The 23,248-nt window shown below is 56.5% G+C and carries 12 protein-coding genes and 1 pseudogene; 9 read left to right on the top strand and 4 right to left on the bottom strand.

Features of this window, described 5'->3' with window-relative positions:
- Positions 1–95: 95 nt before the first annotated feature.
- Positions 96–1,388 (bottom strand): mechanosensitive ion channel family protein, encoded by a 1,293-nt coding sequence (locus AC30D7_RS19915; protein WP_490135196.1) that lies wholly within the window; start codon positions 1,386–1,388, stop codon positions 96–98.
- A gap of 193 nt (positions 1,389–1,581) precedes the next feature.
- Between AC30D7_RS19915 and AC30D7_RS19920 the strand changes: the two genes are divergently transcribed.
- From AC30D7_RS19920 to AC30D7_RS19955, 8 genes are all read left to right on the top strand, one after another.
- The gene (locus AC30D7_RS19920) at positions 1,582–2,928 is read left to right on the top strand and encodes a DEAD/DEAH box helicase (protein ID WP_019580783.1); all 1,347 of its coding nucleotides are present in this window, start codon (positions 1,582–1,584) and stop codon (positions 2,926–2,928) included.
- A 411-nt stretch (positions 2,929–3,339) separates the two neighbouring features.
- Entirely contained in the window at positions 3,340–16,512 is a 13,173-nt protein-coding gene (locus tag AC30D7_RS19925; RefSeq protein WP_490135197.1) for a hemagglutinin repeat-containing protein, read from the top strand.
- Complete coding sequence (locus tag AC30D7_RS19930) at positions 16,512–16,799, top strand: hypothetical protein (protein WP_490135198.1); 288 nt, start codon at positions 16,512–16,514, stop codon at positions 16,797–16,799. The genes AC30D7_RS19925 and AC30D7_RS19930 overlap by 1 nt, the downstream gene beginning before the upstream one ends.
- Positions 16,800–16,856: 57 nt before the next feature.
- The gene (locus tag AC30D7_RS19935) at positions 16,857–17,162 is read left to right on the top strand and encodes a cyclic-phosphate processing receiver domain-containing protein (protein ID WP_490135199.1); all 306 of its coding nucleotides are present in this window, start codon (positions 16,857–16,859) and stop codon (positions 17,160–17,162) included.
- Between the two features lie 121 nt (positions 17,163–17,283).
- Positions 17,284–18,147 (top strand): EndoU domain-containing protein, encoded by an 864-nt coding sequence (locus AC30D7_RS19940; RefSeq protein WP_490135200.1) that lies wholly within the window; start codon positions 17,284–17,286, stop codon positions 18,145–18,147.
- A 14-nt stretch (positions 18,148–18,161) separates the two neighbouring features.
- Positions 18,162–18,572, top strand: a complete 411-nt coding sequence (locus tag AC30D7_RS19945) for a hypothetical protein (protein ID WP_019580780.1) — start codon at positions 18,162–18,164, stop codon at positions 18,570–18,572.
- Between the two features lie 228 nt (positions 18,573–18,800).
- Complete coding sequence (locus AC30D7_RS19950; RefSeq protein ID WP_490135201.1) at positions 18,801–19,058, top strand: hypothetical protein; 258 nt, start codon at positions 18,801–18,803, stop codon at positions 19,056–19,058.
- A 145-nt stretch (positions 19,059–19,203) separates the two neighbouring features.
- Entirely contained in the window at positions 19,204–20,004 is an 801-nt protein-coding gene (locus AC30D7_RS19955) for an Imm49 family immunity protein (RefSeq protein WP_490135202.1), read from the top strand.
- 298 nt (positions 20,005–20,302) lie between these two features.
- Here AC30D7_RS19955 and AC30D7_RS19960 read toward each other — a convergent pair.
- Both AC30D7_RS19960 and AC30D7_RS19965 read right to left on the bottom strand, forming a co-directional pair.
- Positions 20,303–20,494 (bottom strand): annotated as a pseudogene (locus tag AC30D7_RS19960) (hypothetical protein); the annotation flags it as partial.
- Between the two features lie 504 nt (positions 20,495–20,998).
- Positions 20,999–21,733 carry a DUF899 domain-containing protein gene (locus AC30D7_RS19965; RefSeq protein ID WP_490135203.1) on the bottom strand — a complete coding sequence of 245 codons (735 nt, stop codon included), beginning with the start codon at positions 21,731–21,733 and terminating at the stop codon, positions 20,999–21,001.
- Between the two features lie 201 nt (positions 21,734–21,934).
- Here AC30D7_RS19965 and AC30D7_RS19970 point away from each other — a divergent pair, with 201 nt between their 5' ends.
- Positions 21,935–22,327, top strand: a complete 393-nt coding sequence (locus AC30D7_RS19970) for a hypothetical protein (RefSeq protein ID WP_019580775.1) — start codon at positions 21,935–21,937, stop codon at positions 22,325–22,327.
- A gap of 18 nt (positions 22,328–22,345) precedes the next feature.
- Here AC30D7_RS19970 and AC30D7_RS19975 read toward each other — a convergent pair whose 3' ends face one another.
- Entirely contained in the window at positions 22,346–23,215 is an 870-nt protein-coding gene (locus tag AC30D7_RS19975) for a DUF6279 family lipoprotein (protein WP_433783749.1), read from the bottom strand.
- Positions 23,216–23,248 lie beyond the last annotated feature (33 nt).

The raw sequence follows: 23,248 nt of genomic DNA on the forward strand, positions 1-23,248 counted from the left end.
TGCAGTTGGCGGCGTATGAATGCAGAACACATCAACGCCCAAAATGTATAGCGTCGTTGGCCCGACGGCATTGATCTGCTGTTGAAGCTGAAACCCTAGGAGGTCAGTTTCCTCGGCGCTCGGGGCAGGGTTGGCACGTCGGGAAACAACCCGTTCCGAAAATCGCTCCCACTTGGCTGTTGATAAAGGCTCAACTCGAACTCCGGTAGCACCGCCAGCAGGTAATCGAAAATATCCCCCTGGATCCGCTCGTAATCAGCCCACACCGTCGTGCGGGTGAAGCAGTAGATTTCCAGCGGAATACCCTGGGCGGTTGTCTGCATCTGGCGAACCATGCAGGTCATGTTCTGCTGAACCTCCGGGTGACTTTTCAGATACGCCAGTGCATAGGCGCGAAAGGTGCCGATGTTGGTCATTCGTCGGCGGTTGGCCGACATCGCCGCGACGTTGCCCTGGGCTTCGTTCCAGGCTTTGAGTTCGGCTGTCTTGCGGCTCATGTAGTCGGTCAGCAAATGCACCTGGGACAGCCTCAGCTCTTCGTCATCACGAATGAATCGCACGCCGCTGGCGTCGATGAACAGGCTGCGCTTGATCCGGCGTCCGCCGGACTGCTGCATGCCGCGCCAGTTCTTGAACGACTCGGACATCAGGCGCCAGGTCGGGATCGACACAATCGTCTTGTCGAAATTCTGCACCTTGACCGTGTGCAAAGTGATGTCCACCACGTCACCGTCGGCACCGACCTGGGGCATCTCGATCCAGTCGCCGACCCTCAGCATGTCATTGCTGGTCAGTTGCACACTGGCGACGAACGATAGGAGGGTGTCTTTGTAGACCAACAGAATCACCGCCGACATGGCGCCCAGGCCCGACAGCAGCAACAGCGGCGAACGGTCGATCAACGTGGCGACGATGATGATCGCGCCAAACACGAACAACACCATTTTTGCCAGTTGCACATAGCCCTTGATCGAGCGGGTGCGGGCGTGTTCGGTGCGGGCATAGATGTCCAGCAGGGCATTGAGCAACGCGCTGATGGCCAGCACCAGAAACAGAATGGTGAACGCCAGCGCCACATTGCCGAGGAAGTTCAGGCTGGTCTTGCCCAACTCCGGCACCAGGTGCAGGCCGAACTGGATCACCAGCGATGGCGTCATTTGCGCCAGGCGATGAAACACTTTGTTGTGGCGGAAATCGTTGACCCAATGCAACGCCGGTTGGCGGCCGAGCATTTTGGTCGCGTGAAGAATCAGGTAACGCGCCACTCGTCCGAGTACCAGCGCCACCACCAGCAGCAACATCAGCGCGAGTGTGGAATGCAGGAGCGGGTGCTGATCGAGGGCACCCCAGAGGTCTTGGGCGTTGAGCCAGAGCTGTTTGATATCCATGGGTGAAAACGCTTCTTCTGTAGGGCGCGACGGGGCGATTAGAGCATTTAAGAGGTTGTGGATGACGTTTTGAGACAAATCAGGCAACAAAAAAGCCACTGTTTGCAGCCGTTTGTATAAAGAAACTCGGCCTTAGCGCTCGAAACCGTTACCCTATGCAGCTGTTTTTTTGTATTTCTTCGAGGTAGCACCCGTGTTTTCCCAATTCGCCCTGCACGAACGTCTGCTCAAAGCCGTGGCCGAGCTTAAATTTGTCGAGCCAACGCCTGTGCAAGCAGCGGCTATTCCGCTGGCGCTCCAAGGGCGTGACCTGCGGGTGACAGCGCAAACCGGCAGCGGCAAAACCGCCGCCTTCGTTTTGCCGATCCTCAACCGCTTGATCGGCCCGGCCAAAGTCCGCGTCAGCATCAAGACCCTGATCCTGCTGCCGACCCGCGAGCTGGCCCAGCAGACCATCAAGGAAGTCGAGCGCTTCGCTCAGTTCACTTTCATCAAGTCTGGCCTGATCACCGGCGGTGAAGACTTCAAGGTCCAGGCCGCCATGCTGCGCAAGGTGCCAGACATCCTGATCGGTACGCCGGGCCGGATGATCGAGCAACTGAACGCCGGCAACCTCGACCTCAAGGAAGTCGAAGTGCTGGTGCTCGACGAAGCCGACCGCATGCTCGACATGGGTTTTGCCGAAGACGTGCAGCGTCTGGTGGACGAGTGCACCAACCGCCAGCAGACCATGCTGTTCTCCGCCACCACCGGCGGTTCGGGCCTGCGCGAGATGATCGCCAAGGTCCTGAACAACCCTGAGCACTTGCAGCTCAACGCAGTCAGCCAGTTGAACGAAACCACCCGTCAACAAATCATCACCGCTGACCACAACCAGCACAAAGAACAGATCGTCAACTGGCTGCTGGCCAACGAGACCTACCAGAAGGCCATCGTGTTCACCAACACCCGGGCCATGGCCGACCGTATCTACGGCCGCCTGGTGGCGCAGGAATACAAAGCGTTCGTGCTGCACGGCGAGAAGGACCAGAAAGACCGCAAACTGGCCATCGACCGCCTGAAGCAGGGCGGGGTGAAAATCCTCGTCGCCACCGACGTCGCTGCCCGTGGCCTGGACGTGGACGGCCTGGACCTGGTGATCAACTTCGACATGCCGCGCAGCGGCGACGAATACGTTCACCGCATCGGTCGCACCGGCCGCGCCGGCAACGATGGCCTGGCTATCTCGCTGATCTGCCACGGCGACTGGAACCTGATGTCGAGCATCGAGCGCTACCTCAAGCAGAGCTTCGAACGCCGCACCATCAAGGAAGTCAAAGGCACCTACGGCGGACCGAAAAAGGTCAAGGCCTCGGGCAAAGCCGTTGGCGTGAAGAAGAAAAAGGTCGACGCCAAGGGCGACAAGAAGAAAACCGGCGCCAAGGCTCCGACCAAGCGCAAGATCGCCAACCGCCCGAAGACTGACGCCCTGTCGCTGGTCAGCAAGGACGGCATGGCACCTTTGAAACGCCGTAAGCCGGAAGCGCCGGCGGCTGAATAAAGCGCCGTAGCGAACCAATGAAAACCCGGACAGTGTCCGGGTTTTTTTACGTCAAGAAATTGCAGCCCTCGGCTCTGCCTCGATCCAGAGCGTTCAGGTAATCGACCAAAAACCGCAAGCTAGAGCCTTCGCAAAAAACATCCCGAACGGCTTATTGACGTCAGAATGATGGCAACTTAACATCTCGCCATCATATTGATATCACTTTGCCGTTTCGAGGGACCGAACAGACCATCCGCACGCTGATGCAATGGTCGTTTACGCAACGCTCTGGACCTTCTGACCCAGGCGCGTACCTACCCCCTTATGACGTATTCGCTCTGCAAGCGCCCCCAGCGTCTGCCGAGTCGGGACGGCTTTGTCTGTGATTTGCTCATTCCATTCTTGCCGTTCGCACCGAGACTCTTTGACATGGACGTTCGCCACTACGCCTTCCTCGCTGGCCAGCCCTCGGCTGCGGTCAAAAATCGCGAGCACTTCTGGGGCATGCCCAAGCGCGGGTTGGCGTTCCTGTTGGCCAACGTCATGTTCTGGCAGCCGATGTGGGCCCAGGCCGACGGGATCGTGGTGGCTACGCCCGGCACCAGCCTCGGGCAGGCGGGCAACGGCGTGCCGATCGTCCAGATCGCCACGCCCAACGGCACGGGCCTGTCGCATAACCAGTTCCACGATTACAACGTCGGCAGCCAGGGGGTGATCCTCAACAACATCGCCGCGCAGACCGGCGCGACGCAACTGGGTGGGATCATCGTCGGCAACCCGAACCTGACCAACGGAGTCGCGGCGCAAACCATCCTCAACGAAGTGGTCGGCGGCAGCCCCAGCCAGTTGCGCGGCTACACCGAAGTGGCGGGGCAGTCGGCACGGGTCATCGTCGCCAACCCCTACGGCATCAGCTGCAACGGCTGCGGCTTCATCAATACCCCGCGCGTGACCCTGACCACCGGCAAGCCGGTGCTCGACGGTAGCGGTCGCCTCGATCGCTTCCAGGTCGATCAGGGCAGCGTCTCCATCGACGGCGCCGGGCTGAACGCCAACAACGTCGACCAGTTTGAAATCATCACCCGCAGCGCGAAGATCAACGCCGAGATCCAGGCGAAGAACCTGACCATCATCGCCGGTCGCAACGACGTCAACGCCGACAGCCTCAACGCCACCGCGCGCGCCGATGACGGCAGTGCCAAGCCGCAACTGGCGATCGACTCTTCCGCGTTGGGCGGCATGTACGCCGGGGCGATCAAACTGGTCGGCACCGAAGCCGGGGTCGGGGTGAAACTCGACGGCAACCTGGCCGCCAGCGGTGGCGATATCCAGCTCGACGCCAACGGCCATCTCAGCCTGGCGCAGACTTCTGCGGCGGGGGCCGTCAACGTCAAAGCCGCCAGCCTCGATGCGCGCGGCCCGGTCTACGCCGGCACCGCCGTCAACGTGCAAACCCAAGGCAATCTGACCAACCAGCAAACCCTCGCCGCCCGGGACAGCATCGCGCTGACGGCCGGTGGTGTATTGACCAACAACGGTATCATTGAGGCCGGGGTTAACGCCGATACCAGTCGTAATGCCACAGGTGATGTGAGCCTGAGCGCGCAGAACTTCAACAACACCGGCAAGAGCGTGGTGGCCAGCCGCAATCTGACGGTCAATACCGCGCAGACGTTGAATAACCAGGGCGGCACTTTAAGCGGGCAGAAAAAAACCAGCGTCACTGCTACCACGCTGGATAACCAGAACACCGGCCGGGTATTGGGCAGCGGCACTCTGGAGTTGGAAGCCTCGCAGGTGCTCAACACCCAGGGCGTCATTACCAGCAACGGCAACCTCACAGCCACTCTCGGCCACCTGAACAACCACGATGGCGAAGTTTCCAGCGCCGGCACCACCACTATCACCGCCACGACACTGGACAACAGTGACGGCCAGGTCACGGGCGACGTTGCCCTGAACATCGGCTTGATCGGCGCCCTGAATAACCAGAACGGCGTGCTGGGTTCCGGCCAAAGCGTGAGCATCAGCGCCGCCAGCCTGGATAACAGTCATGTCGGCAGCCTGGTCAGCGACGGCAGCTTCACCGCACGCATCAATGGCTTGTTCGATAACCAGAATGGCAACCTGAGTGCCAAAGGCGTGGTCGACCTGCAAACCGGCAGCCTCGACAACCGCAATGGCAGCCTGACCGGCAAGGATCGCCTGACCCTGCGCAGCGATTCACTGGATAACCGCACCGGCAAAGTACGCGCTGGCAAAGACCTGCAACTGACCGTCGGACAACTCGATAACCGCCAGCAAGGTCTGCTCAACAGCCAGGCCGCCATCAACTTCAATGGCACTCATCTGGATAACCGCGGCGGCTTGCTCAGCGCAGCGGGGGCGGTGCAACTGCAGGCGGCCAGCGTCGACAACAGCGGCGGTCGTATCTCCAGCACAACCGATCTGACGGCCAAGGTTGCGCAATTCACCAACCAGGGCGGCGAGCTAGTCGCTCAAGGAATGTTGGCCCTCAATGGCAAGGGGCTCGATAACCGCAGTGGCGGGCTGGTAGGCGCGACAAAAGCGCTGAAACTCAATGTCGATGAGGTGGACAACCGCGGAGGCGAAATCTCCAGCACCGTTGATGTGGCCATTGAAGGCCAAAGCCTGAACAACAGTGACAACGGCAAGATTCTGGCTGGCACCGAGCTGGGCCTGAAAGTGGCGCAGATCATCAACCAGACCAAGGGACTGTTGTTCGGCAAGGGCGCCACGACAGTGACGGGGCAGAATCTGGACAACAGCGGTGGCAGCCTGGTCACTCAGCTTGGGCTGGATATCCGCCTCGACAACGCGCTAAGCAACATCGAAGGCCTGATCAGCAGTGAAGGCACCCTGACAGTTAACGCGGTCAGCCTCGACAATACCCGCGGCAGCGTGTCGAGCGCCGGTGCGTTGGCGCTAACGACGACGGGAGTGTTGAACAATCAGGGCGGGTCGATCACCACCGACAGCGGCCTGACCCTCAACAGTCAAAGCCTGAACAACAGCCAGAACGGCCTGATCAGTGGCAAGAGCGCGACCGCCGTCACCACGGGTACGTTCGACAACACTCAGGGCGGCCAATTGATCAGTGGCGATACGCTCGACCTGACCGCGACTCAAGTCAGCAACGGTGTTGCCAGCCGAATCGCCAGCGATAAGGCCCTGACTGCCAGTGTCACCGGTTTCGACCAACAGGGCGGTCAGCTGTTCAGCAAAACCGTCCTGAGCCTGGACTTGAATCACGGCCAACTGAACAACCAGAACGGGCTGATCAATGCACCGTTGCTGATGTTGAAAAATCTCAAGGACGTCAACAACCGGAACGGTGAAATCTCCAGCGCCCAGGCCTTCACACTGGCCGCCCAGAACCTGGACAACAGTAACGGCAAGCTGATCAGTAATCAGGGGCTGACGCTGCACATCGATCAACTGCTCGCCAGCATCAAGGGCCTGATTTCCGCACAGACCCTGGAGGTGCACAGCGCGCGCCTGGACAACACCGGCGGCTTGATCAGCAGTCATGGCACCCTCGGGATGACGGTGGACGGTCAGATCGTCAATCAGGATGGCACGTTCATCGCTGACGGTGACGTGAACCTCAGCGCCGATAGCCTGGACAACACCCGTGGCCAGATCGCCGGTAAAACCGATGTCACGGCCAACGTTGCGACCCTGAACAATCAGGGCGGTCAGTTGATCGCAACCGGTGGGCTCACCCTGAGGGGCATCAACCTCGATAACCGGTTTGGCGGCCTTATCGGCGCAACCAAAGGGCTGCAACTGAACGTCGAATCGGTCGATAACCGCGGTGGTGAGTTGTCGAGCAAGTCAGATGTCACCCTGATCGGCAACCGTCTGGACAACAGCGATGGCGGCCAGGTATTCGCTGAAGGCGCACTGTCCCTGACAGTCGAAAACATCATCAACCGCGCCAAAGGTCTGCTCTCGGGCAAGGCCGACCTGACATTGACCGGCCGCAATCTCGACAACAGTGGCGGCTCGCTGTTGAGTCAGAAAAACCTGAAGCTCGATCTCAAGGGTGATCTCAATAACAGCCAAGGCTTGCTCAGTGCTGAAGGTGCACTTGGGGTCACAGCCGCGAGCTTGACCAACACCCTGGGCAGTGTTTCCGCGGCAGGGCCGCTGACGTTGACCACCACCGGCGTCGTGCTCAATCAGGGCGGCGAGATCGTGACTGATGCTGGCATCACACTCAACAGTGCCAGCCTCGACAACCGCAATAACGGCAGCATCAGTGGCAAGGGGGCGGTGATCGTCAACACCGGCGCACTGGATAACAGTCACACCGGTCGCTTGAACAGCGGTGCCAGCCTGGACCTGACCACCACCCAACTGACCAACCAGGATGGCGGTCGTATCGCCAGCGTTGGTGCCCTGACTGCCAGCGTCACCGGCCTGGATCAGCAAGGCGGGCAACTGTTCAGTAACACGTCTCTGACACTGGATCTGAACCAGGGTCAGCTGAACAACCAGAATGGTCTGATCAGCGCGCCGTTGTTGATGCTCAAAAACCTCACCGACGTTAATAACAACGGCGGCGAAATATCCAGCGCCGAGGCTTTCACCATCGCTGCTCGCAGCCTGGACAACAGCAACGGCAAACTGCTGAGCAATCAGCCCCTGACCCTGCGCATCGATCAGGCACTGACCAACCTCAAAGGCCTGATCGCCGCTGCAGCACTCGACGTCAAAGCCGCCAGCCTGGACAACAGTGGCGGCACGCTGACCAGCCGCGCCAACCTCGACCTGAACCTCGACGGGCTGCTGACAAACCAGAGCCAGGGACTGATCAACGCCACCACGGGGCTGACGGTCAATAGCAGTGGCCTGAATAACCAGAACGGTTCTTTGCTGGGCAGCGCCATCGCCATCGACTTCGGGGCGGCCACCGGCGACCTGAACAACGGCGTCGGGCTGATCACCACCACGGGTTTGCTGAGCCTCAAGCACCTGCGTGACCTGAATAACCGGAACGGCGAAATCTCCAGCAGCCAGAGCCTCGATCTGACGGCCCGTGCACTGGATAACAACAACGGCAAACTGATCAGCAATAACCTGCTGACGGTCAACGCCGATACGGTACTCAACCAGGGCGGTCTGATCTCCGGCTGGCAGGGCCTGAGCCTCACCAGCAACAGCCTGGACAACCGCAACAAAGGCACGTTGTCGAGTCATGACAGCGATGTGGCCGTCACCGTAAGTGGTGCCATTCTCAACAGCGGCGAAGGTGCACTGGTCAGCCGGAAAACCCTGAGCGTCAACGCGTCGAGCCTGGACAACAGCAACGGCGGCATTCTCTCCAGCGGCGGCAATCAGACCCTGACCCTCAGCGGTCTGCTGAACAATGCTCAGGGCGGCTTGATCGACAGCGGCGCAACCCTGGCCATGCAGGCGATGACCCTGGGCAATGCCGGCGGCACGGTCAACGCAAAACAGAACCTCAGTTTCACCGGTACCACACTGGATAACACCGGCGGCAACCTGGTCGGCAACGGTGCCGTGACCCTCGACCTGCTCGGAGCCCTGACCAACACCAACGGCACACTGGCCAGCGCCGGCCCACTGCTGGTGCAACGCGCCACGCAGATCAATAACCAGGGTGGCGAACTCGCCAGCCAAGGTTTGATGACGCTGCTCACCGGTGGCCTGGACAACCGCAATCTCGGCACCATCGCGGCCAATGATCAACTGACCATCACCACGGGCGGTACGCTGCAGAATAGCGCCGATGGCCAGATCTACAGCCAGAATGGCGACCTGAAAATCCAGGCCGCCAGCCTCGTCAACGCCAAGGGCACCCTGCAAAGCCAGGGGGCTTTGAACCTCACCATCGGCGGCGATATCGACAACCAGAGCGGCCGTATTGTCGCCAAGGACGGTGACCTGTCGATCAAGGCCGACAACCTCGATAACCGTGGCGGGGTGCTCGCCAGCCTGCAAGCTGCGTTCACGGCCAACCTGACTGGTGTGCTGAAAAACGGCTATGACTTGAACAACAACCGCCGCAGCGGCGTCACCCAGGCCCAGCGTCTGAACCTGACGGCCCTGGCCGGCATCGATAACTACGGCGGGCGTATCGCTGCGCAAGGCGGCGACGCGACTGTCGTCACCGGCAACTTCGACAACCGCAACGGCGGCCTCTACGCCAAAGGCAAGGTCAGCGTCACCGGCAACAACTTTGACAACAGCGGCGACAACGACGGCCAGATCGCCGGTCAACAGATCGACCTCACCCTCAGCGGTGCCCTGAACAACCGACTGGGCATCATCGAGAGCGACAGCACCCTGTCGATCAAGGCTGCCAGCCTCGACAACCAGACCGGCCAACTGCGCGCCCTTGGCGACAAAGGCAAAACCAGCTTCCAGATCGGTGGCCTGTTCGACAACCGCAACGGCACCCTGGAAAGCGCCAACACTGACCTGACCATGGCAGTGGGCAGTTTCCTCAACGGTGGCGGCAGTCTGCTGCACGTGGGCAACGGTACTTTCGACATTTCCACCGCCAACGTCACCGGCGCCGGCGGCACCATCGTCACTCGCGGCGGCCTGACCCTCAACGCCGACAGCTGGACCAACAGCAACGTCATCCAGGCTGGGCGCCTAACCGTTAACGTCAATAGTTTCACCCAGACGGCGAGTGGTCAGTTGCTGGCCTCGGAGAGTTTCGTCGGTACGGGTGGCAATTGGTACAACGATGGGCTGATCGCCAGTGACGGCAGCATGAGCCTCAACCTCGCGGGTACGTACTGGGGCAACGGGCGTGTCAGCAGCCTCGGCACGTTTGGCCTGAGCGCCGCACAACTGAGCCTCAATGCGGCCTCCACCATTGCTGGCGGCGGTGACACCACGGTGTCGGTGGGGGGCCTGCTGAGCAACGCCGGTCGTCTGACCTCGGCCACCAACCTGACGGTGAACGCCGGCGGGATCAACAACCAGGGAACGCTGGGCAGCGGTCAAGCGCTGACTGTCACTACCGGCTCGCTGGTCAATGATCACGGGCTGATCTTCAGCGGCGCAGACATGCAGCTCCTGAGCCCCAGCATCACCAACTACTACGGACAGGTCTATAGCCTGGGCAGCACGCTTATTGCTCGGGATAAAAACGGGACCAAGGCCGATTTGCTGGACAACAGGTCCGCAGGGATTGAGAGCACCGGCGACCTGACGATCGCAGCCACGACGGTTAATAACGTCATGGATGTGTTGCAGTACACCGAGCATGAGAAAAGTGTCGCGACCATCACCCAATTGTCGTGCTCATTGATCGCGTATGGCTGTGACAGCCGTGGCGGTGGTCGCATCAACGGTCTTTGGGAAATTGCAGAAACCGATCGTTTGAAGGTCACGCTTCATTCTGAAGCCGCCTCGATCAACAGTGGCGCGGACCTGACGATTAACGCAGGCGAAGTGAACAACACCAGCAGTAGCATGACAGCCGCTGGCGATTTGGCTATCCATGCTTCGACGATCAACAACAAAGGTCTGCAAGAGCAGGTAATCGAATCCACTCGAAGATTCGTGAGCTGGGTCAATGAAACAGCCTCGGCCATTAGAATGGCCGACCTCTTCACCCAACGAAACAACCCGACACCTTCGGCCACGGTCGAACAGGACATGAGCAACTTTCTGGCCTGGATGGGAGAGACACTGCCGACCAGCAGCCGCGTTATCAACGGCGAGTCTCTGGATGCAATCATCCAGGCTGGCGGAAACGTAACCCTTGATGCGGCTCAGAATATTAATAACAGCGTAGTCCGCCCTTACTACGCCTATGTTGCGGCAGGCCCTGTAAAAACTGACACGGGAGCAGGCAGCGCGTACTCGACGCCGATCTACATCAACGCGCAACTGCCACCTGATCTGGCCCAGCAACAAGTCAACCCGATAGCGCTGCCAGGTTTTAGCCTGCCTACCGGTCAGAACGGCCTGTTTCGCCTGAGCGGGCAAGACAGCAGCACTCCGGTTACCAGCGGTCCGCAAAGCTGGACCATGGGCGGTGGCAGCATTACCCCGACCCAGCGTGAGCAACCACTGCAAAGCGTCCAGCCACGGAACATTCTACCGGTCAGCAACACTCAGGCCTCCGCCAGCAGCGTTGACCTGAAGCCTGTTGATTATGTGGCGTCGAACGTGGGCGCCGGCGCCAGCGCGATCAACGTCAGCGCACCGGCTGCCAATTCAACTGGCTCGGCGCTGCCGGGTCGTTCCACGGCCTTTACCATCAATCGCGTCCAAGGGTTGCCGGCCAGCAGCGGCCAGTCCAAACCCCAGAAATACCTGATCGAAACCAACCCGGTACTCACCGACCTCAAGCAATTCATGAGCTCGGACTACCTGTTGTCGAACCTCGGCTACGACCCCGACCAAAGTGCCAAGCGCCTGGGCGATGGCCTTTATGAACAACGCCTGATCCAGCAAGCAGTAGTGGCGCGTACCGGTCAGCGATTTATCGATGGCCAGACCAGCGACGAAGGCTTGTTCAAATACTTGATGAACAACGCCGTCGCCAGCAAAACAGAACTCAACCTGTCGCTGGGCGTCAGCCTGACCTCCGAACAAGTCGCGGCCCTGACCCACGACATTGTGTGGATGGAAAATGCCGAGGTGAACGGCGAGCAAGTGCTGGTGCCGGTGTTGTACCTGGCCAACGCCAACAATCGCCTGGCCGCCAACGGTGCCCTGATCCAGGGCAGCGACGTGACCCTGATCGCCGGCAAAGACCTGAACAACGCCGGCACCTTGCGCGCCTCCAACAACCTGTCGGCCACCGCCACCAACGATCTGGTCAACAGCGGCCTGGTGGAAGCCGGCAATCGCCTCGACCTGAAAGCCGGCAACAACATAGTCAACAAGGCCGGCGGCATCATCGCCGGCCGTGACGTCACGTTGACCACCACCCGGGGCGACGTGATCAACGAACGCACCGTCACCACTCACGAAAGCGGCAGCGGCTATCGCGACGAGCGCACGGACTTCGTCGACAACGCCGCGCGCATCGAAGCCGGAAACTCGCTCACCCTCAACGCCGGACGCGATATCAACAACGTTGGCGGCGTGCTGAAAAGCGGTACCGATACCACGATCAAGGCCGGTCGCGACGTCAACCTCACATCAGCCGAACAGATCGTCAGTGGCGAGCGGGGGCTGCATCGGGACCAGACCATTACCCAATATGGCTCAGACGTAGATGTGGGGCAGAGCCTGAAGGTCAACGCCGGTCGAGACCTCTCCGTTATTGCCAGTCAGATCGACGCCAAGCGCGACGTGAGCATGAGCGCTGTCGGCGACTTGACCCTGGCCTCGGCGGCGGATGAGCAGCACTCGTATGGCAAGAGCAAGAAGGTTACCAGTCAGGAAGATCATGTCAGTCAGGTGTCTACCACTGTTAATGCGGGGGGCAGTGTTGCCCTTAATGCGGGCAAGGATCTGGACCTGATTGCTAGCCGGGTGAGTGCGAAGGATGAAGCTTACCTATACGCCGGCGGTGATGTGAATCTGGAAACAGCGGATAACGTCGACTACTCCTACTACTCGAAAACCAAGAAGGGCTCGTTCGGCAAGAAAAAGTCGACGATGACCGAGAGCGAAGCGGACGTATCCGTCAGCTCGAGTGTTTCGTCCGGGAAAAAACTGACGATCTCCGCCGGGGAGGATTTCAATGCCACCGGCGCCAAGCTGAACAGCGATGGAACGTTGCTCGTCACAGCGGGTGGTGACATCAATCTCGATGCCGCCGAAGACTACGCAAGCCAGGCTAATGCTTCGTCCAAGAAGGGATGGTCCTCCAGCAAGTCCAGCAGTTCGGAAGTCACGCAGACCCGCTTGAACAGTACTGAGCTGGTCGCAAAAAACATCGAACTGAAAGCCGATAATGACATCTCGCTGACAGCTGCTGCACTGCGTGCTGAAGAAGCGGTGAAACTCACCGCTGGCAACGACGTATTGATTGGTGCCGGCGAGGAAACTCAAACATCCTCTCAGTCGAAAAGCTCCAGCAAGACCAGTGCAACGTTCACGGGCTTGCTGTCTTCCACGCAAAAATCGCAACAAGGGCAAACGACCTCAACCCAAAGCATCGGCAGTGATATCAGTGGCGGCAGCATTCAAATCAAGAGTGGCCGCGACACTGTTGTTGAGGGCAGTACGCTGGTAGCCGACAAGAACATCGGCATCGATGCCGGTCGCAATCTGGAGATCACCAGCGCAGAAAGTACCGAGACTTCGAGCTCTAAATCCGGCAGTAAAAAAGCCGGTGAAATAGGCTCCTGGTGGCAGGGTGCGACAGGGATCGTCAAACAGAAAGAAGCCGATCAATACACCTCTACCCGCCAGTCGGGCAGCCAGATCGCATCGCTGGGCGGCAACATCAGCCTCACAGCCGGTGACCATTACACCCAAACCGCCAGTCAGTTGGTCACGCCTCAGGGTGATATCGGCATTACTGCCAAGCATGTCGATATCGAGGCCGGTTTCGACACCATGGAATCCACCAAAACGGCCAGTACCAGCCGTACGGCCGTCGGTGGGACGGTGAGCATTCCGCTGCTTGATGCTTTGCGAGGCATTCAGCAGATGGGCGAAGCAGCGCAGAAAACCAGTGATGATCGTATGGTCGCGTTGGCTGCCGTGAACGCGGCCATGAGTGCCGATCAGGCCATGGACGCGGGCAAGGCCATAATGCAGGACCCTAAAGCCGGGGTTAAGGTCAGCGTCAATCTGAGCAACAGCCAGAGCAACATGACCAGCACTCAGAGTGGTCGTAACGTCGTGGGCAGCGGCGTGGTAGCTGGCGGCAACATCAACATCGTCTCCACCGGGGGCGGTGCTGACAGCGACATCAATGTGGTTGGAAGCCGGATCGAAGGTGGCGGGGACGTCTCCCTTAAAGCCGACGGCACGATCAATTTGCTGTCTGCACAAAACACCGCACATCAGGAAAGTAGCAACAGCAACAGTGGCTGGAGCGCCGGAATTGGTTTCGGCTTTGGTGAAAGCAACGGCATCACCTTTGAACTGGCCGCCAACAAGGGACGCGGCAGCGCCGATGGCGATGATGTCACCCAAACCAACACGTCGATCAAGTCCGGTCATACGCTGAATCTGCAAAGCGGTGGCGATACCAACATTAAGGGCGCAGTCGCCAGCGGTGAAACGGTCAAGGTCAAAGTCGGCGGCGACCTCAACATCGAGAGTTTGCAGGACACCAGCACTTACAAATCGCAGCAGTCGAGTGCCAACGTAGGTGTGAGCCTTTGCATTCCTCCATTCTGTTACGGCACCAGCAGCGTCAGCGGCGGCATCGCCCAGCAACACATGCAAAGCGAGTACGCCAGCGTTAGCGAACAATCAGGCATCAAGGCCGGCGATGGCGGCTTCCAGGTTGAAGTCACCGGCAATACCGATCTTGTTGGAGCAGTCATCGCCAGCAGCGACAAAGCGGTCGCCGACGGCAAAAACACCCTGAGTACCGGCACGCTGACCAGCTCAGACATCAAGAACAAGGCTGAGTATGACGCCAGCAGTATCAACCTCAGTGGTGGGTACGGCGGCGATATCGGTCGTGATGCAAACGGCAACGCCAGCGCTACGGCCAACAGGGGCGGGCCTGTCGTTGCCAGCAAGGATGGCGTGAGCGTTACAACACCGATTGCCTTGTTTGCCGGTGACAGTTCCAGCAGCACCACCCACAGCGGGATCAGCGGCGCGGCGGTCACCATCACTAATACCGTCAAGCAGCAGGAGTTGACCGGTCAGACGGCAGAGCAGGCAATTGCCGCAATCAATACCGATGTTTCCAGCGATCGTGACGGCAGTAACAAACTCAAGCCGATCTTCGATGCGCAAGAAATCGGCGTGGATTTCGAGATCGTCGGCAAGTTTGTGCAGAACGTTTCTCAGTACATTGAGAGTCGTGCGAGGGAAATTGATCAGAAGAAGGGCTTGGCCGAGAAGGAAAAAGCGGCATCGAATGATAAGACCTTGTCTGACGACGATCGGATAAAGCACCACGAGAACTACCTGGTGCTCAATCAGCAGATCAAGGAGATCGGCGATAACTGGGGAGCGGGTGGCACTTACCGGCAAATCGCAACAGCCTTGGTCGCCGGTATCAGCGGAAATGTGGCCGGCAGCGGTGCCCAGTTTGCACAAAACATGGTGGTCAACTACGTCCAGCAGCAAGGCTCGGCGTATATCGGCGAACTGGTGAAAAAGGGGCTGAAGGAAGGCAGCCCTGAGCACGCAGCCTTGCATGCCATTCTCGGTTGTGCCGGCGCGGCTGCCAGCAATCAGAGCTGCTCGGCTGGTGCCTTGGGTGGTTCTGCTGCCAGCGTACTGGCGGGACTGTTCGCGGATACCGATCCGAACGAAACCGCAGTAGAGCGAGAAGCCAAACGCAACATCATCACCAGCCTGGTGACCGGTATTGCGGCCATGAGCAATCCGAATGGTGCGGCGACCGCGAATAACGCGGCTACGGCGAACGTCGATAACAACTGGTTGGCGACCCAACAGTACGTTCAGGCAAAGAAAGAAATTGATGCTGAACCTAATCTGCTCAAGAAACTGGCGATCGCTACAAAGTGGCAGATCACCTCTCTACGGCAGGATGTACTGACCGGTTCGGGTGTCCTCAAAGGCTTCACGGACGGGATGGCCGGAGCGGGCTTAGGAACCTTGGATAGCGCCGTCACGTTCTTGACCGACCCAACGCAGAGTTGGGAAGCCGTCAAGGAGTTTGCATCTTCCGATGAGGCCAAGGCGCTGTTGGGGGACGCAATTGCCGCTGCGTTCAAGTCCCAAATTGACCAGATTGGAAAGGCGGTCGTCGAAGGCGGCGATGCCAACGCAGAAAATCTTGGTAATCAAATGGGGCAGGCGGTCGCGCTTGTCGTACAGCTCATGATTGGCGGGGGGAGCAGTTCTGCCAACAGTGCGCTGACCCTTTCGAGAATGGGGATCGACGTATCGGTCAATACCGTCAAGAGAATCGAGGCGTCGGTTGATATCAACGTCGTCAAGACTAAGATTAGTAATTTGCAAGGTGTTGCGCGGGATTCGGATGTGCCGGTGCTTGATCCGCCGAAGCCGTTTACCCCTGTTGAGCCCACAAAGCCCGTAATTCCTATCGATCCTCCAAAACCGGTTAAGCCGATTGATCCGCCGGAAGTGGATGTTGTCCCACCAAAAAATACCGATACAGCTGGAATTGGTGGCTTCAAGATAGGTATTACGGCTGATGAAATTTCTGCTATTAATAAGACGTTCGGGGGAGATGTTCCTTTCAGGGCCGTCGAAACAGTAATAGCCAATGCGTCTAATTATGAAGGCTTTTATAATAAGATGGGGTCTGTAATTAGGGATATTGCAGGGGCGCATTTGTTCGATAATGGAAACAAAAGGACGGCAGTTGAAGTTATTGAGCAGTTGATTATTAGAAATAGTGTGGATGGGCCGCCGAAGGCCGTTATATGGAATGTAGTAGATAGGGTGGCGACTGGAGAGTTACAAAATGTCTCCGATATTGCGAAAGCGTTAAGAGGTCTCAAGTGATGGAAGTATCTGAATTGGCAGAGAGCTATGCTTCGCGTTTTAGTTTGTCACTGAAGCAAGGGTGTAGGGTAGAAGACTTTTTATACGTGGCTGAATTGATTGTGCTGGAAAATAAAGGTTATTTCATATTCAAGGTCGATGGGGAGAGAGGTCGTAATATATATACCTTTGCTCTAAATATGTCAGAAGGGAATGGCGTGGTTCTCAGAAGAGATACTGATAGCATATATGATGGAATGGAATATATTTTTTCACAGTTGGAGATCCATGAGATATATCCGAAATAAAGGCAGGATTTGTTCTCTTGGATGGTAAAATTTGATGCTATAGACGTGAGTGGACAAATGAAAATCTACCTGGATGATGAGCGCCCAACACCTGCTGGTTGGACTCGGGCCTATTGGCCGGAGGAAGTGATTGAGTTTTTGAAAACTGGTGGCGTTGATGAAGTTAGCCTCGACCATGATTTAGGTGACGATGTGCGTGGCACGGGATACGACGTAATCCTCTGGATTGAAGAAGCCGTTGCACTGCATGGATTTTGCCCCCCAGTAATTCGAGTTCACTCAGCAAACTCTTCAGCAGTACAAAAAATGGTAGAGGGAGTTAAGTCAATTGAGCGGCTCGCTAAAAAAAATCAACTAAAATAAGCAAGTAAGGAAAGCCGATTGGAGCATGCCTTCTGCGCAAAGGGGTAAAAGGGGACGAACTTATTTGTTTTAATGCTGGGGCCAGAAAATAAATCCGTCCCCTTTCAGTCGTGTTGCCGTTTTGCTCGGAAATTTGGGGGGCTCTGACTCTGAAACCGGCCAATACAAGTATGTTCATGTTTCTGCTGCAGTTGTTGTTGCAGTCGCTGGCGTCGTCGCAGCGCTGGGGGCGGCGCTGGTAGCCTCTCAAAATTCTTCACAAAACCAAGAGAATCTCCGCGTTGCAGCTAACGCGGTTGTGGAGGAAATGCAGAAGGCTGGGTATACAGTACAGCAGCAGATGAAGCTGTCGATCGAGCTGTGGGAGAGCGTTACCGGTACTGCATTTCCAATACATTTGCTTGATAAAAAATATCAGGTGTTGATAACACTCGCCGTGGATAATAACGTCGGTCATCCCGTGAGTGTTGGTGGGCAGGAGGTGCAGCCATCTCTGCCGACGAGTACTGATGGAAGCCAGATTGACAATTCTGGTGGTTGGAGTACTACATCCCCCGCGGTGGATCCGAATCTATCGCCAGGTATTATGTTCAGTAACCCGGTTGACATCCTGCATATAATCGGTGCGGATTATGATAGGGATGGCAATCCGACGGGGGCGCATACATTATTGAATGGCGATGTAAGAATTGTTCCCGGATCACAGTCGGCTCCTGACGCATCTGGTGTCTATCGGGCCACTGTTCAGGTGCCGGACCCAAAAAACCCAGGTCAGTGGCTGACCAAAACGACTAACAATTCGATAAATACGATGTTCCCTGCCTCTTGGACTAAAGCACAATTGATAGATGAAATTGATGGCGCTTGGAATAGTCCTAGGAAAGTAGTAAATGGGAGCCGCTGGACTTCCTGGACGCCTTCCGGTGTTAAAGTAACCGGGTACACGTCCCCAAGAGCAACCGTTTACCCACTCTACAAACCTTAAAGCAGGAGAGAGAAATGGAACTGAAATTTTGCCATATTTACGCGGGGTATGACGCTGTTTTAGGGCATTTGTTTTGCCGGGGTGCGACGGTTTCTTCGGGAGAAAATGCCCCGCGCTATGAGCTCTATATATGCTCTGTGCTAGACGCTATTGCCCAGATTCCACAAGATTGCGATCGATTACTTGGTTATATTGCATCTATCGAAAACGGTTCGGAACAGTCTGTCGAAACTGGCGGGAACGATGTTGCACTGACAATGGACGCTTCAGGTGTGCAAGTCGACATCCGCGTCAACGACGATTGGAATGGACAGCCCGAGGGCAAATTTACCCTAGAGGAGTGGCGAATTGTTCTAGAGCAGTGGAGGTATTTTCTGGGATTGCCCGAGTCGGAAGAGTCAGTAGTTACATTTAAACTGCCATAAGAAAAACGAGCAACGCAAACAGGTAGGAAAGGGGACGGATTTATTTGTTTGGCTCGTGCGGTGGCTAGGAAATAAATCCGTCCCCTTTTCCTGCTTTTCCTGCGACCCCTTTTCCTGTTCAATGGAAAAACATATTTTATGACATGCGATCAGTGTGGAGGAGAGTTAGCTAGTTTCAGGCAGGGCAGCGCTCAGGGGGGGAAGTGCAATCGGTGCGGTTGGTCTGTAGTGACAACGAATATTCCGGGCATTAAAGTTGATGAGACGAAGTATGAAGTGCGTTGTCGCGGTGACTATCAAGATAAAGCTCATATAAAAGCTATTTCTGAAGTGACAGGTTGCAATTATTTAACATCAAGAAATATGCTCCAGAAAGGCCTTGTTCTAGTATTTGTCGGTCAGGCGGAGGAGGTTTTGCGAGTTCGAAATGTTCTTGTGTCTGCTGGGGTTGTTTGTGAAATTACGCCTGATTTTAACTGGGTGTAAATGGGGCGTGCTCTGAGAAAAGAGGACGGATTTATTTGTTTGGTTCGTGCGGTGGCTAGAAAATAAATCCGTCCCCTTTTCCTTATGGGTGTGGATCGTAGTTCAGGTCAATTAATAATGGCGAAGTTGAAGTGAGGTTGTTGGGGTGAATTCATTTGAGAGTTATGGTCCGGGGAAGGCGAGGGCTAAAGACAGGCTGGAGCACACCAAATCCCATCTAGATGGTGGGTTTGATGTGGATGGCTATATAGTCAATATTGAAAGCAATCAAGGTAATCCTGTTGCATGTGCAGGAAGGCTTTCGTCGTATGCTTTCGCGAAAGGCATATATGCGTGGTTTGAAGGCGCCGATCTTGAGGTTATGAAAAACTGGTTTTACGTCTCTGGATGTCTGCATAAATACCAGTTTATGCTTCAAAGCGATAAAATGAATTTGCTTCCAAAAACAATGGACTTTATGAGGGCGCTTGTCTCGGATAATGCTTCACTTATTGACTGGTTTTGTCACTGTAGTGAAATTATTGACGAAAAAAGAGTTCAGTCGACGACAACCGCAGATTTTTTAGCCTACCAGATAATCTTGGCAGTTAAAGGGGACTTTTCTCAATTAGTCGAGCGTTGCTTGCGGATGAGTGCCAATCCACCAAAAGGGCCGAAAAAAATGTTTTTGCTGGATAATGATTTCTTTATGGCGCTTGCGAACGGTGATGTAGCAGGAATGGAGGCTGCTTTGATAGAGTTAACCTCGCCGGCTTCAATAAAGAAAAGACTCAGTATTGAAAGTGGCTTTTCCGAAGGTCTGATTTCTACTTTTGGCGTGATTTATGCCAAAATTGCCTGGCGTCATGGTTATGAAGTCCGGGTTGACACACCTTACATACCTGTTGAGTGGCTTCCGGTTAAACCCCTGGCTAATTACAATCCCATTTACAGTTTTCTGAAGTGAGCTTCTAATTGGCTTGGGAGCGTTATTATGAATAATTAGTCGGAGCAAGCGATACTTCGAAGTCGGCTATTTGAGTCCTTAGTGTAAAGATATGGCGCTGTATTTATTCCGGGTCGATATGGTAGAGACTTCAATAACGATCAGTTGGGATTCTCTGAGGTCGATGGGGAAGTGACTTTGCTTCTTGGATTGAATATTCTTGATGATGACGGTGGGTTGAAGTTAGATAGTTCATCTTTAGGCCCACATGTGCAATATTCGACATCCTGGTTAAAAGCCCTGGTTCAATGTCTGAAGCTTGAGAAAAGTCGGACAGCACCACCGTGTCGCAACCGATCTCGGCGCGAAAGGCGATGTTTTCCAGCACCTGGGTGACGGTGCGAATGCGGTAGTCGGCCATGGCGTGCAGGACGTCGAGTGGGGCTTGGGTGTCGATGAGCAGGGAGGCCGGGATCAGGTCGATTCCGGTGAGGGGCATGTATCGATTCATTTGAAGATCTCTGTTTGATGGGCTAATGCCGTCACTCAGTCGTCGCCAAACGAGAGGGTGGCAGCTGTACGCAGGTTGGCGAACCGGTACAGAGAAACCGGCAGATCCGAAGATCTCCCGCGCACAGCCGCCATAAATAGCGGCTTTGCGGGTGCGTTGGCGCCTGCAATTAAGCTGATAGCCTTCGCATTCTCTATAATCAGGTCGCCAAACCTGAATCGCCATTTGGGCGACGGGCGGACTATAAGCTTCATCGTTCCAGCGGTGCAAGGTGCCTGATTCCGAGGTTGTTGTAGGGCGTTTGCCTGGTGGCAGTCAGTCAACCGGACGCAACCTACAGAACACCACGCAACCTTGTGGGAGCGAGCCTGCTCGCGAAAGCGGTGTATCAGTCGTCATCAATGTTGAATGTTAGTCAGTCATCGCGAGCAGGCTCCCACAGGGGATTTGTTGTGTTCACGGATGTTGTGTTCAACCCGAGCCAATGCCCGCGATGGCTGCGGTCTACCCCCCATGGCAGCAACTGGCCGCTGCCTTGTCCTCATACCGATCGTGATGTCTCACCCAATCCATGATTTCCTCTTCATTACGCCCCTTAGGCGTGAGGTCCAGATAGTTGTAGGCACCGACCAGCAAATCCAGACCGCGGGCATACGTTGAATAGGTATGGAAAATCTCCCCCGCTTCATTGCGATAAAACACGCTAAGCCCTGGGAGTTCTTCCTCAACACCGTCAGTTTTTTCGTAGTTGTAAGTCGCTTTCCCGGCGGCGACGTCTTCGGCCCGGGCGCAGACACCAAAGTCATAGTTGAAGTCGCAGCCTTCCGACGACACCCAATCGAATTTCCAGCCCATGCGCTGTTTGAACGCTTGGAATTCGGCGAACGGTGCGTGGGAGACCGCGACCACGGCGACGTCGTGGTGGGCCAGGTGTTGGTTGGCGCCGTCAATGTGGTCGGAGAGGAACGAGCAGCCTGGGCAGCCTTCGTCCCAGCCGGCGGCGAACATGAAGTGGTAGACGATCAACTGGCTGCGGCCGCCGAACAGGTCGGCCAGGCTCAGTTCGCCGTTGGGGCCCTGGAAGCGGTAGGGTTTGTCGATTTTCACCCAGGGCAGGGCGCGGCGTTCGGCGCTGAGTTTGTCTCGCTCCCGGGTGAAGGCTTTTTCGTGGGCCAGGTGTTGTTTGCGGGCGGCCAGCCATTCTTCTCGGGACACGACCGGATGAGTCTGAATGTTCATGGTGATTTCTCCTGCTTGCTGTGGCGAAAGTCGATCCGCGCAGAGGGGTAAACCGTCTTACACAGCCTAGTCGTTTGGCCTGGGTTCAAATCGACAGGCCGCCGGTCGGTTGGGGGAAAGACCTCGGCTGAACGGCTGCACTCCCTGTCGGTCACAACCTATGAAGGCCATTTCACTCGTGGGCACTGGAGGTTGATCAGGATGACGACTTATAACTGGGATTTGATCGAGCATTTACTGCACGAAGTGCAGAACAGTGCTGGCCGCAGTTTCACTCCACGGCCTTATGCCGAGCAGTATGCGGCGGCGAAAGCCTCCGCGGGCGAGCCGTTCGAGAATCTGGATCGCCTGAAAACGGTGGCCGGTGAGTACGAAAAAATACTGCTGTTGCGGGGGTATATCGAGCCTCGGCCGGAGGATCAGGGTGGCAATGGCGAGAATTACATTTTGACACCCCGAGGCTCGAGTTTGTTGAGCCTGATCGACAGCAGCATCCCGGGAAATGAGCATCCGCGCCAGGTGCTGGATGAGCAGGACGATGCGCTGGATGAATTGACGTTTGATGAGGTGGCGTCGAAGGCGCAGATTGCGTGAAGCTTGCAGCTTTAGAACTTATCCTCGTTGCGCCGCTTTCAGGCATTTCAAATCAGTGAAATCCTTGCGCATGTCTTCAATCTTTTGCAGCAACCGTTGACGCTGAAACGGCGTGCTCTCGGCCATCAAGTCCACCAGCAACGCCCGAGCCTGTGCTTCGGTGTTGGCGTAGGCTTCACGGTAAGCGGGGGTCCATAAACTCTCGCGATCAACCAGAAGTGTCTCGATTTGCTGTGGGAATTGCGGACTCTGACGTTGCGCGACCGCCGCGCTGAATTGCTGTTGCCAATGGACGCGGTTGGCAATCCATTCTTTGTTCTGATCCCCCAGGGCGCTCGACCAGGCCATCACCCGTTGCTGTTGGGTTGGGCTGAGTGGTCCGAGCCAGGCATTCAGGCGTTTTTCCATGCGTTTGCTTCGCTCTTTGATCTGTTGCTCGAGAGGTGGCTTGAGGTATTCCTCCTGGCGTTTGCGCAGGTCCTTGGCGAAAGCGTCGTTCATTTCCGCGACTTGCTTGTCATCCAGCCCTTGCAACAGTTCGATGGCCGATGGGGTGATTTCCCGGGCGGTTTCGGCGATGGCTTGTTTGGCTTCCTGGGTACGGGCTTGCAGCTCAGAGTCGGTGATCTGGTTGGTCTCGATCATGGTCTGTAAACGATTCAGCCAGTCGAGGTAGCCGGGTAGTTGCGTGGTGCAGTGCCAGCGCAGGTGTTCCTTGAGCCGCTCGTTCAACCAGTCTTTTTGCTGGCGGTTCATGTCCAGATAGTCGCTGAGCGTCCAGGGAATGATCACGTCGAGGTTGCGGTAAGCCAGGCCCACGCGGGTGCAGGCGGCGATGGTGAGGCTGAGCGTGAGGATGACGGTGATCTGTTTCAACCAATGCGACATGGCAAGCCCTTGCGAAGACCTGGTTTTTTTATT

This window comes from Pseudomonas sp. DF5 (assembly GCF_058148225.1).